The sequence below is a fragment of the Singulisphaera acidiphila DSM 18658 genome, from assembly GCF_000242455.2.
GTDB lineage: Bacteria > Planctomycetota > Planctomycetia > Isosphaerales > Isosphaeraceae > Singulisphaera > Singulisphaera acidiphila.
The window spans coordinates 5,430,447-5,443,007 of sequence record NC_019892.1; the positions used below are offsets into that span (position 1 = coordinate 5,430,447).

The window sequence follows — 12,561 nt, forward strand, 5'->3', positions numbered from 1 at the left end:
ACGGGTTGTACCCAACCCGTGAGCCAAAAACCTGGGCTATCGTATCACGGGTGGAGTACAACCCGTGGCACCCAACAGCGATGACATCACTGCAGTCGCCCATCAGAAAATCAAAGAAAACCGAGACCAACGGCTTAGAGTCTGTCCCAGAAGGCGAATCGCATCGGAGTTTTTGATGACCTTCCGGGTGCCATGCGGTTCCGTACTCGGAACCCATGCGGGAATGCCTTGGCCTGTTGCGCACGGGGTCCGAGTACGGAACCCGTGGCACCCCAACGTCCCTTTTCCCCGGTGAAGCCTGACCTTCCGAGACAGGCACCTTAGGCGTCCCCAACCTGGGCCACGCTGCGCTGAAACCGTTTTCCCCCCCCCGTTTTTTCAGCGCGATCGGCCCTGGCGCTTTGCGGTTGACTCTCGCGAACCCAAGACGATAGGGCTGGAAAGCAAGCGGAGAGCGGTGGTCAACTTGCGTCGCGCGGCTTTCTCAACAATAATTCAGATCAAGCAGCATGGCCATTTCAAAAAAAAAAGGGACGCGACCGGTCTCGTGCACCTGCCAACCCGTTGTAGCCCGATCCACAAAACCTCGTCTCGATCGAGCGGCTTGCAAGAACGATGATGATCCTTCATGTGTCGGTGTCGGGTGGCCGTTTGCTTTTGTGGGGGGAGACCTCCGACGGCTCGGTTCGGAAAGCCTCTCGAAAAGGGACTCGCCGCGTCGTCGGCTCCGCCCGGCCTGCCCGCTCCCGGTTCGCCCTGGAGGGGGATCGGCTCGTCGAGGCTGTGGCGGCCGAAGTGCCTGGGTTTGCTCCTGCCAAGGAGCAGGGGCAAAGCTGGGTGGCGTGGCTCCCCTCGAACGCGCAAGGGGCGTTGCCGTCGAGCCCGCTGCTGACCGAGGCGGAGGAGGGGCCGGTGGCGGTCAGCCTGACGCCTTGGGAAGTCTCGGCCCTTGCGCTGACGACCGAGCAGGCGGTGGCGGTCCTCCTGGCCGGGATCGGACGGACGACCTGGGGGCCGGGCGTGGTCCTCGGGAAGACGCTGGCTTACTGGGCGAACGTGCTTCGCTTCGCCGGTTCGCTGGTCGCGCGGCAGCAGTATCTGCCGGGGCTGAAGGAGGAGGGGGACGGCTCGATCTTTCGCGCCTGCTGGGAGCCGGTGCTCACCGGGCAGGAGCGGCTCCTGGCCGAGCGGTTGGCTCGATCGATGCCTCATGCCTGCCGGGCGCTCAGCCTGGATGCGGAAAAAGCGCCTGAGGCGGCTGCGTCCTCGTTGCTCACCGAGGTTTTGGGGACCCTCGTCGATCACCTGGTGCGGACCTCGGCGAAGGCGGACGAGCGGGGCAAGAGCAAGAAGCGGTTTGCGAGTCTGCACGATCAGTGGGTTCACGCTTTGCGAACACCCGACGGTCGGATGTCGGGCGATGCGGCCGGCCTGGCGGGGCTGGCCGAGCAGGTCAGGCGCTGGCGACGGCCGCTCGAGGCGGTTGCGTCGGCGCCGTTCCGGCTCTGCCTGCGCTTGGAGGAACCCGAGGCGACCACCGGCAAGAATGCGGATCGCTGGCAGGTTGCTTATTTTCTCCAGGCGATCGACGATCTCAGCCTCTTGATCCCGGCCGATGTGGCGTGGAAGGGGAAAGGGCGCGAAGCGGCGATCTTGGGGCGTGACGGCTTCAAACCGCGCGAGTACCTGCTCTCGGCGCTCGGCCAGGCCGCTGCGATTAGCCCGCGCATCGAGGCGAGCCTGAAGTCGGCCGCGCCTTCGGGCTACGAGCTCGACGCGACCGGAGCGCACGAGTTCCTCGCCGAGAAGGCCGCCGCACTGGAGCAGGCGGGCTTCGGCGTTTTCCTGCCCGCCTGGTGGACGCGGAAGGGGACCAAGCTGAGGCTGGCGGCGCGGGCGGCCATTGCGTCGCCCAAGCTGAAGAGTAAATCCGGGCTTTCGCTCGACGAGCTGCTGAATTTTCGCTGGGAGGTCGCACTCGGCGACCAGACGCTGACGCTCAAGGAGCTGAAGACGCTGGCCAGCCTCAAGTCGCCGCTGGTGCGGGTGCGCGGCCAGTGGGTCGAGCTTAGCGCCGAGGAGATTCAGGCGGCCCTCGCCTTCTGGAAAGCCAAAGGGGGGACGTCGATCACGGCCCGCGACGCCCTGCAAATGGCGCTCGGGGCCGGGCAGCCCCCCGGCTCGCTCGACTTCGCGGGGGTGGAGGCGTCGGGCTGGATCGCCGACTTGCTGGCCCAGCTCGAAGGAGCGGCGGAGTTCGAGGCGCTGGAGCCGCCTAGCGGCTTTCAAGGGACGCTTCGCCCCTATCAGTCGCGTGGTTTCTCCTGGCTCAGCTTCCTCCGCCAGTGGGGCCTGGGCGCCTGCCTGGCCGACGACATGGGGCTGGGCAAGACGATCCAGACCCTCGCCCTCATCCAGCGCCAGTGGGAGCAGGCCCCCGCCCGCAAGCGCAGGCCGACGCTCTTGATCTGCCCGATGTCGGTCGTGGGCAACTGGCACAAGGAGGCCGCCCGGTTCACGCCCGAGCTGCCGGTCATGATCCACCACGGCCTCGACCGTTCCCGGGGGGCCGGCTTCAAGAAGGAGGCCAGGAAGCAGGCCCTGGTTTTATCCAGCTACTCGCTCTTGCATCGCGACTTCGACCTCTTGAAGCAGGTCAACTGGAACACCCTCGTGCTGGACGAGGCGCAGAATATCAAGAACCCGCAGACCAAGCAGGCGCAGGCCGCGCGGGGACTGAAGGCCGATCACCGCATTGCCCTGACCGGGACGCCGGTCGAGAACCATGTGGGCGACCTCTGGTCGATCATGGAGTTTCTCAACCCGGGCTGGCTCGGCACGCAGGCCGATTTCAAGCGGACCTTTCACGTCCCGATCCAGGCGGGGCGCGACCCCGAGGCCGCGCGCCGGCTCCAGACCTTGAGCGGCCCGTTCATCCTCCGGCGGCTCAAGACCGACAAGTCGATCATCGCCGACTTGCCCGAAAAGCTGGAAATGAAGGTGTTCAGCACGCTGACCAAGGAGCAGGCGTCACTCTACGAAGCCTTCGTCGAAGAGACGAAGGCGGAGATCGAGGCCACCGAAGGGATCCAGCGCAATGGGATCGTGCTCAAGACGCTCATGAGGCTCAAGCAGATCTGCAATCATCCGGCCCAGTACCTCGCCGACAACTCGGCGGTCGCCGGCCGCTCGGGCAAGCTGATCCGGCTGACGGAGATGCTTGAAGAATCGCTCTCGGCCGGGGATCGCTCCTTGATCTTCACCCAGTTCTTCGAGATGGGGACCATGCTCCGAAGCCATCTCCAAGAGTCGTTCGGGCGCGAGGTCCTGTTCCTCCACGGCGGGACCTCGAAAGCCCAGCGCGACCGGATGGTCGAGCGGTTCCAGGGCAAGAACAGCGATGCGCCTCCGCTGTTCATCCTGTCGCTCAAGGCGGGGGGGACCGGCTTGAACCTGACCGCCGCGAACCACGTCTTTCATTTCGACCGCTGGTGGAACCCGGCCGTGGAGAACCAGGCGACCGACCGCGCCTTCCGGATCGGGCAGACCCGCCAGGTGCAGGTCCACAAGTTCGTCTGCCTCGGGACCCTCGAAGAGAAGATCGACGCGATGATCGAGCAGAAGAAAGAGGTCGCCGGCCGGGTCGTCGGCAGCGGCGAGGCCTGGCTCACCAAGCTCTCGAATGATGAACTCAAAGATCTCTTCGCGCTTCGAAAGGAAGCGGTTGCGGAATAAGAACAACGAAGAGCCAGCGGGGGAAAAAATCATAAAAAGGGGCAGGCCAATGGCGAGAGACTCTTGGTGGAATGATCGTTATCCACCGTCGCGTCCGAAGAAGGCGGCAGGGGGGATCAAGGCGCAGTCGAAGCGGGGCGGGTTTGGCGAGAGCTGGTGGGCGAAGCGCTGGATCAAGGTGCTGGAAAGCTTCAACATCGGCGCCCGGTTGGCGCGCGGGCGGTCCTACGCGCGGCAAGGGCAGGTGCTCTCGATCGCGATCGCCGAGGGGAAGGTTACGGCGAAGGTGCAGGGTTCGCGGTCCCAGCCGTACAACATCACGATCGCGGTCAAGACGCTCTCCCCGGCCGACTGGAAGAAGGTGCTCGACGTCCTGGGCACCCAGGCACTCTTCGCGGCGAAGCTCCTGGCCGGCGAGATGCCGCAAGACATCGAACCGGTGTTCAAGGAGGCGGGGGTCTCGCTCTTCCCCACGAAGCTGGCCGACCTCAAGACCGACTGCTCCTGCCCCGACTGGTCGAACCCCTGCAAGCACATCGCGGCGGTCTATTACCTGCTGGGCGAGGAGTTCGACCGCGACCCGTTCCTGATCTTCAGCCTGCGTGGCCTGAGCCGCGATGCCCTGATGGCGCGGTTGGAGATGACGAATTCGGGGCGTGGCGAAGCCGTCACGGCACCACGGCCCGGCGAACCCTTGAGCGTTCAGAGCGAGCCTTTTTGGAACGTGGCCGAGGAGCGAACCGAAGATTGGTTTGGTGTGGTCGAAGTACCCAGAGAGCCGGTCGCGCTGGCTAGTCGCCTCGGCGGGTTTCCGTTCTGGCAGGGAGAGGCCCCGTTGCGGGACACGTTGCTCGCGACCTACCAGGCGGCCTCCCCGCGCGGCCTGGATGTGTTCCTCGGTCCGGAGACGGAGAGCCAGGTCGATCGAATCGAAAATTGAACTGGTAGGCTCCCTGGTCCGGCACCGGTACACTCGTTTTCGGGTCGAAAACTCCTTTGCGACAAAAAAATATAAGGAAGGGCAATGATGCCTGACCGGCCGGGCGAACTGATTACGCTGGAGGGGATCACCAAGGAATACCCGATGGGGGGCGAGATCGTTCGCGCGCTTCAAGGGGTCGACCTGGCGATCGGGACCAACGAGCTGGTCGCGATCATGGGGCCGTCCGGGTCGGGGAAATCCACCTTGATGAACATTCTTGGTTGCCTCGATGTGCCGAGCGCGGGGCGGTACTGGCTGGAGGGCCGCGACGTGGCGCGGCTTTCGCAGTCGGAGCTGGCGCGGGTCCGTGGGGGGCAGATCGGCTTCGTTTTCCAGACGTTCGAGCTTTTGCCACGACAGACGGCCTTGCGGAACGTCGAGCTTCCGTTGACCTACTCGGGGGGGGCGAACCGCCGAGGCCGCGCGACCGAGGCGCTGCGGCGGGTCGGGCTGGCCGACCGGATGGGGCACCGGCCCAATCAGATGTCGGGGGGACAGCGGCAGCGGGTGGCGATCGCGCGTGCCTTGGTTCAGCGCCCGGCCTTGCTGCTGGCGGATGAGCCGACCGGCAACCTCGACACGCAGACCGGTGAGGAGATCCTCAACCTCTTCGCCGACCTTCATCGCGAAGGGCAGACCATCGTCATCGTCACCCACGAGCCCGAGGTCGCCGCACGCTGTCATCGCGTTGTCCGGATCCGAGACGGCCGGGTTGAGTCGGACCTCGAGACCGGAAATTAGAGCGGTTTTTGCGTTGGTGGCGTTTCCGTGAAGAGCACCTGTGGACCTTTCTCAGGGGGCGGGAGATCGAGCCGACGAATAACGCGGCCGAGCGGGCGCTGCGCCATGCCGTGTTGGGGCGCAAATCGAGCGGTGGAACGGCGAGCGAGTGGGGCAGCCGGTTCGTCGGGCGAGTCTTGACTGTGGCGGCGACCTGTCGCCAGCAAGGAAAGGACGTCCTCGAATTCCTGACCAAGTGCTTTCGATTACACCTGTTCGCCCTACCCCACCCGTCGCTGGTTGTTCAGCCCGAGTAATCGCTCAACGTGCCCTGATCCCTGGGTGGGAACACGTCGCCTCGTACCCTCCTGCAGTGCGGTGACGACCACCCGATCTGAAGCCCGTTCAAGCAGGTAGGCCGGCTCGCTCAAGTTGCTCCTCGAGTTGCCACCCCTCCGGTCTTTTCGTGGCATCGAACCATTCGCACCCGGACCGGACCCATTCCCTGAGGTGCTCCTCAAAGGAGGCTGGGACACCAGTTCCGGGGTTATCATCGTTGCCGAACTCGAACCCACAACAGTCGCAGACCTCGTACGAAGGGGCACCGAAGTGCTCCTCATAGGGGGGCTCAAGGCCGCGCGCAGCCGAGACGTCGGCGAGTCCTCTGTAAGGCGGTTGCGATAGCCCGTTGTAGCCACAACAGGGGCAACTGAACGAACCGGTCGTCGCTTTCATTATCTTCCATTGCTTGGTCAGGACCGTTATGAGAACGAAGGTACCATCCGGCTGAGGTGCCAGCCGGACGCCCCTCTTGAACATACCCGAGCCATCTGCTCTAGGGAACGATTTAATAATGTCAATCATCCCATTGGAGGTCGTTCCCGTGGCCGGTGAGTGGATGAGTTCGGCGAGGTACTCAGCCCACTTGGCGGGGGGACCACCCGGGTCGATCTGGCGTAGTGCCGTTGAGCTGCTACCGAAATGGAGCGTCCCACCCGGAGTCTTTGTCCTGTCGGGAAGCTTGGGGGCTCAGGCGTCTGAAGGCTTGTGCCGGGTCGACCCACTTGGCCTCAGCCTTACAACAGGCCGTCGGCCGCTCCAAGTTGCGTCAAGCCGGCCGGAAGCTCTGGCTATGTGCGCCGGGAGCCGTTGAAATGGAAATGGAAGCGGGGGGAGAAGGAGAACCGGGCCGGTGAAGCGGAGCGCTGCCTTGCGAATACTCGATCGATTCTTCGGGCCGCCCAGCGAGGCGAGGTTCGCCCGGCAGCTGGCCGACGCGATCCGGCGGGCCGGTGAAACGAACCCGATCCAATTCGATGCGCGCGAATTCCGACTGGTCTCGGCGGGCGAGTCCGCCAATGTCATGAACCTCGGGAACCTCTACGGCGAGTACCGCTCTGCCTCACGTGGGCGGAGGCCGGACATTCTCCACGCGTTCGTGCGGAGTTGGTTCGATCGCTACAAGGAGATTCCCGAGCTTTACGAGGACCTTGGCCCGGACCTTCTGCCCACGATTCGTCCTCGGATGTTCCATGAGTCGGGCCGGCTCGAGGCGATGATTGCGGGTGCGCCTCCGTTGACGGTGCCCCACCGGGTCGTCGGCGAGCATTACGCGGGGGGCCTGGTCTACGACCTCCCGCAGTCGATGATCCTGGTCCAAGGGCGACACCTCGAGGCGTGGGAGACCGACTTCGACGAGGCCTTCGAAGTCGCTTGCGACAACCTTCGCGAGATCAGCCGGCATCGTTGGCGAACCCCCGCGCCTGGGGTCATGGCCTCCCCCTGGGGCGACCACTACGACGCCTCGCGGCTCTTGATCCTCACCGACCTGATCGATCGCGACGACGTCTACGGCGATCTCGTCGCGATGATCCCGAACCGAGACACCTTGCTGCTGACCAGCTCGGGCGACGACGCGGGCCTGGCCGCCTTGGCGAGCCTGGCCGAGGAGACCTTGCTAAAACCGAGGCCGCTCCACGGCTACCCGCTCTGCTTGCGGGATGACGATTGGGTCCCCTTCTTCCCCGAGCCTGACCACCCTTGCGCAGGGCCGTTCCGGCGGCTCCGGATGAAGTCGCTCGCCCGAGATTACGCCGAGCAGGCGAGCCTGCTGAACGAACTCTACCGCCAGACCGGCGACGACGCGTTCCTGGCGGGCTTCAACGCCATGGAGAACCCGCGAACCGGCGAGGCGATGAGCTACTCCGTCTGGGCCGAGGGCGTCTCCACACTTCTGCCCGAGACCGACCGCATCTTCTTCTTCCGCCCCGGCGGCCCGCAGAACGGAGAGGTCGTCGCCAGCGGCGATTGGGACCGGGTGACCGAAGTGGCCGGCCACTTGCTCACCCCCCTGGGCGCCTACCCCGAGCGCTATCGGGTCGAAGACTTCCCGACCCACGCTCAACTCGCCGAGATCAGCGATGGCTCGGGTTCCTCTTGACCCACGGCGGCACCGCTGGGATTTCGCCGTTGGTTCAGGTACATGACTGTGAAGCCGCTGAGCAGTGGTAGGATCGCGCATCCCAGGATACGGGTATGACTGCCGAGAATGGGTGCATGCGCCAATCCTGACCAGCGAAGGTTTTTGGAAATCGAGGTGGGCGTTTTTGGCTTTGTCCCCCAGGTGTCGATCGCGAAGGAGGACGCGGTAAGGACGCCCAAGCCAATCAGGGCTCCTTGAATAAACGGGATCACATGTCTGTTGCGAGTTCCAGGTCGTGGGCCTTGTCGTTTCACCTGGCGCGCGACCCACAGGCCGGCCGCCCAGGCAATGAGAAGGCCGAGGGTTTCCGTCACACGACGATCGATGGTGTCGAGGTATTGGAAGATTCGGTGATTCGATGAGAAGTCACCGACACTCGATTCATACCACCGGATCAGTGTTCCCAGGAGCTGCAACGAACCCCTTTTGCCGGGCGTCGCGGGCATAAAGGCGACCTCTGTGATTGCCAAGGATGCCGCAAAGCCGACCACCAGGAAGGTGTAGTGGAACGCACGCAGGGGGCGGCCGAGGATGACGGCCTGGACGAGCACGATGCCGATCATCACCAGCGCGAACAGGAACAGGGGAGACTGCGGGATGGAGGGGGTAGGCCGGAAGATGGCGAGGGGCAAGGCGATGAGCGCCGTGAGTTTCATGAGATGAGAAATCGGTATGCCTTGATTGGGCCTGTTCACGTTGTTGACCCCCTGGGTATCTACCCGATTGCGATCGGGTCGAAGACTTCCCGACCCACGCTCAACTCGCCGAGATCTGCGACGGACCAGCAGGTTCACCTTGATCGGCGGCACTGCTGGGATCTCGCCGTTGGTTCAGGTACATGACTGCGAAACCGCCGAGCAGTGGCAGGATCGCCAGGCTCAACAAGAAGGCGTAGAGGAACAGTCCCTGCCGGGGAGCGTTTGGTGGTAGTCCGCAGAAGTTGATCGCGCAGACGATCGACGTGAAGATCCCCAAACCGATCAACGCCCCTTGGAAAAACGACCCGATATGCCGGATGCGCCTGCCAGGTTCCAACCCCCGCCGTCTTCTCACCTGGCGGGCGACCGACAGACCGACCACCCAGGCAACGAGAAGGCCGAGGGTATTCGTCACGCCGCGCTCGGCGATCTCGAGATATTGGGACAGTTGCTGATTCAGTGATATCGTGTTGGCAATCGATTCCTGTCGTCGGATCAGTGTTTCCAGGAGATGTAACGACCCCCTTTTGCCGGTCGTCGTGGGCATAAAGGCGACCTCTGTGATTGCCAAGGATGCCGCAAAGCCGACCACCAGGAAGGTGTAGTGGAACGCACGCAGGGGGTGGCCGAGGATGACGGCCTGGACGAGCACGATGTCAAGCATCACCAGCGCGAACAGGAGCAGGGGAGACTGTGGGATGGAGGGGTTGGCCTTCACGAGGGCGCAATTCAAGGCGATGAGCGCCGTGAATTTCATCATGCGGGAGAGTGGGATCCCCTTGTCGGACATGCTTGAGGCCTCCCCCACTTTTATGATGTCTGTGTCGGTATTGTTTTTATCGGGATTGCGGCATTGCCCGCAAGAAGTGAAATCTCACTTTAGCCGATCCCGAACTTGATTTCCCACACAATCCTTGTTGAAGAGACGCCCTTTCTGAAATACTCCCGCTTCGGATGCATTCCCTGGGACCGCGGGCGCCCCGCCCAATGGCACTTACTTTCTCGATTTCAGACCGCGTTTGCGTGGTCGCAGTGGGAATTTTCTGCGGCGGGCGATCACCTCACGCGGGTAGTGTCGGCCAGGGCGATTCGCGAGCTTACACTGGCCAGACATCCTCAGAACCAAGTCGATCCGCTCTTGGATCTTCGCGGGGTCCGTGGTATCCAGCGACTCCAAGAGCAAGACCTTCACTAACGACCATACCCGGTTGAAGCTCAATCGCCGCGGCGCGATCTCGACCCGAGCCGCAGCCATCCGGCGAATCAGATTCGCCATGTTATAGGCCACTGTCGCCGAGGCCAGTTCCTTCGCGACCATCTCCGTGGATCGGCCACGCATCTCTTCCAAGCGAAGCGTCCGCTTCAAATCACGCAGATCGGTTTCGATATTTTGCCGCTGGCCATAGATTGCGGCGAGCTCGCACCCCTCGTCAGGGAGCCGACTCACAAGCCACAGCGTCAGCTTCTCGGAAATCCGAACCTCGTGCAACCACACCCGCAACGTTGCATCGGCCGGCCATTGTGGGTTCGACTTGCGTTCCCAGCGGTTGGGCTGCCAAGTGAGTTCCCACTGGTCCTTGCCCTGGGCTTTCCCTTGGCGCACCATCGACCGAAATCGCTTCTCAGTCAACCGCAACACGAAGTCGTGGCCCGCCTGGTTGGCCAACCAGGCAAACGCGAAGACGCCAAAATTCCGGTCGGCGATCAACACGGAGCCGACCGGAAGTCGCGGCATCAAACCGGCCGACAATGGGACTTCGCCAATCGCGGCCGGGCCATACATTGCCCCCACTTCCGGACGCACGGTCACACCGCTGGATAACTCGTGGGCCGCTACCAAGTGGAGGATCGGCCAGTGCGATTCTCCGTGTTGATTGCGGGCCGGCGGATACGTTTTGCGCAAGGCGTCAGTGGGTGCCAAAGAGAGCGTGGAACCGTCCACAAGAAACGCGTTACGCCCTTTCACCGATGGCGGAGACTTGGCGATTAAGGCTGCAGAAACCTCGTCAGCCGCCCGTTGAGCCATCTCCACGGGCAGCCGATCTCGCGCTCGCGAAAACCCACCCGTGTTGGCCGAGAACGATTTCTCACGGGCCCGCTTGTTATCCGGGAGCACATCCGCACTTAATCGAGCCAACTCTCCCACAGCGGTGGCCATCGTTGCATTGCAGGTCAACCGTTGATAGATCATCAGCCAGACAACGACCCAAGGCGTGAACACGGTCGAGAGCGTGGGCGGTTTCTGAGCATGCAGGACATCCGGTGGGACCAAGCGATGGAACATCCGAACCGCCTCACCCAAATCGACGACAGCGGGTGATTCCTGGTCATGGTTCATGCGAGGTACTCCCAAAAAATAGGAGTTCATGGCGCAAAAATCGTGCCAGAGGTGCCCCTTATTGCAGGATTGGCGAAAGTAAGTGCCATTGGGCGCCCCGCCCGCATTCTGGTTTGGTCAAGACCGCTGCCAGACATTTGTTAGTTTGAGAATTTTTATGTGCTTGTGTGTGGGTAAGCGTGGCGACGAGGATGTTGGTAGATGGCCGGGCGAAATTACGGCCGGCCCGCCGCCTTGCTTGGGGCTTTCGTTTGGGTGGCTCGGACCACCCAACCCCCCCCGACCTTTCCCGGTACAGCCCAGAAGAGGAATCCCCCTTTGTCTCTCGAAAGACGACAGAACTGACGTGCGTCAAGTTTGACGTGCGTCAAGTTTGACGTGCGTCAAGTTTGACGTATGATGTGGGGGTGGGTGCAAGTGAAAAGGTCCGCGGAGATCGTCGATGAAGGCCAATCCAGGCGGTGTTGTCGATCCACGTAACGTTTACGGGCGGGACCGGCTCATTTCAGGGATCTGGGATCAACTGGACCGGCTCTGTCTTCTGATGAATGCCGAGCGGCGGATCGGTAAGACGAGTGTTTTGCGTAAGATGAAGCACGAACCCGCCCCGGGTTGGTTTCCCGTTTTCCTTGACCTTGAGACGTTTCATTCGGCGGAAGAATTTGCGATTGCCGTGTACGGGCAGGTTCAGACTTACCTGAACACGTGGAAAAAAGCGGCGAATGCCGCCCGAAAAATCTACGAGGACCATGAGTTCGGAGATTTTAAGCGGACGAGCGGCTCGCGCCCTTGGAAGGCATTATTGGCCGCTGCGGTTCGTGATCTCGTCTCGGAAAAGCAGGATGTACGGCTGGTCTTTTTGTGGGACGAGCTGCCCTACATGATCGATCACATTCGTCGAGCGAACGGGGAGCAGGCGGCCGTGGAGGTGCTTGATACACTCCGGAGTCTCCGCCAGGAATACACGGATCTCCGGATGGTGTTTTCCGGCTCGATTGGGCTGCATCACGTTCTGGAGAGCATTCGTGACGGCAAGATGTCCAGCGAACCCGTCAACGACATGTACGCGATCGAGGTGCCCCCGCTCGACATGGAGGATGCCATCAAACTGGCGGGTGATCTGATCCAAGGTGAGAACCTCTCCGCCTCCGACCCGGGTCAGGCGGCCGGGGTCATCGCGGAGGAATCCGACTGCTTCCCCTTCTACATCCACCACGTTGTCGCCGGTCTCCGGCAGGCGGGGCGATCCGCCGAGCAGAGCGTGATCCGGGACCTTGTCCAGCGTCAACTTGTTGATGCGAACGATCCCTGGGATCTCGGTCATTACCGGCGCCGGATTCCCGCTTACTACAAGAAGGACGCGACCGCTCAACTCGTCGGACTGATCCTCGATACCCTGGCCACCGCGCCGGACCCGCTCACTGTGGCGCAGTTGCAAAGCGGGGTCAACAACCGCTCCACGGCGTTTGACAGCCGGGACGAACTTGTACGCGTGCTCCGCTTGATGGAACGCGACCACTATCTGCTGCGCGAGCCGGACGGGCGCATTCGATTTCGGTTCCCGCTGATCCGCCGCTGGTGGGCGCTGGATAGGGGGATCTGACCC

General features: G+C 62.7%; 8 protein-coding genes and 1 pseudogene. 6 read left to right on the top strand and 3 right to left on the bottom strand.

The annotated features are described in order from the left end of the window. Positions 1–615: 615 nt before the first annotated feature. The 5 genes and pseudogenes from SINAC_RS21475 to SINAC_RS21500 all read left to right on the top strand — a co-directional run bounded on the left by SINAC_RS21475 (position 616) and on the right by SINAC_RS21500 (position 7,877). Positions 616–3,735, top strand: coding sequence for a DEAD/DEAH box helicase (locus SINAC_RS21475; protein ID WP_015247695.1), 3,120 nt, complete (start codon positions 616–618; stop codon positions 3,733–3,735). 49 nt (positions 3,736–3,784) lie between these two features. Continuing rightward, positions 3,785–4,675, top strand: coding sequence for an SWIM zinc finger family protein (locus tag SINAC_RS21480; protein ID WP_015247696.1), 891 nt, complete (start codon positions 3,785–3,787; stop codon positions 4,673–4,675). 84 nt (positions 4,676–4,759) lie between these two features. After that, positions 4,760–5,458: an ABC transporter ATP-binding protein gene (locus SINAC_RS21485; RefSeq protein WP_015247697.1), complete on the top strand. Its 699-nt coding sequence runs from the start codon at positions 4,760–4,762 to the stop codon at positions 5,456–5,458. Positions 5,459–5,496: 38 nt separating this feature from the next. Beyond that, positions 5,497–5,754 (top strand): annotated as a pseudogene (locus SINAC_RS21490) (IS66 family transposase); the annotation flags it as partial. Between the two features lie 875 nt (positions 5,755–6,629). Further along, entirely contained in the window at positions 6,630–7,877 is a 1,248-nt protein-coding gene (locus SINAC_RS21500) for a hypothetical protein (RefSeq protein WP_015247699.1), read from the top strand. Here SINAC_RS21500 and SINAC_RS21505 read toward each other — a convergent pair. From SINAC_RS21505 to SINAC_RS21515, 3 genes are all read right to left on the bottom strand, one after another. After that, positions 7,838–8,575 (bottom strand): hypothetical protein, encoded by a 738-nt coding sequence (locus tag SINAC_RS21505; protein ID WP_015247700.1) that lies wholly within the window; start codon positions 8,573–8,575, stop codon positions 7,838–7,840. The two genes, SINAC_RS21500 and SINAC_RS21505, sit on opposite strands and share 40 nt — an antisense overlap. 100 nt (positions 8,576–8,675) lie before the next feature. Continuing rightward, a complete protein-coding gene (locus SINAC_RS21510) occupies positions 8,676–9,407 on the bottom strand; it encodes a hypothetical protein (protein WP_015247701.1) in 732 nt (243 codons plus the stop codon). Between the two features lie 204 nt (positions 9,408–9,611). Continuing rightward, positions 9,612–10,955, bottom strand: coding sequence for an IS4 family transposase (locus tag SINAC_RS21515; protein WP_015243913.1), 1,344 nt, complete (start codon positions 10,953–10,955; stop codon positions 9,612–9,614). Positions 10,956–11,397: 442 nt separating this feature from the next. Here SINAC_RS21515 and SINAC_RS21520 point away from each other — a divergent pair, with 442 nt between their 5' ends. Further along, positions 11,398–12,558 carry an ATP-binding protein gene (locus SINAC_RS21520; protein ID WP_015247702.1) on the top strand — a complete coding sequence of 387 codons (1,161 nt, stop codon included), beginning with the start codon at positions 11,398–11,400 and terminating at the stop codon, positions 12,556–12,558. Positions 12,559–12,561: the final 3 nt, after the last annotated feature.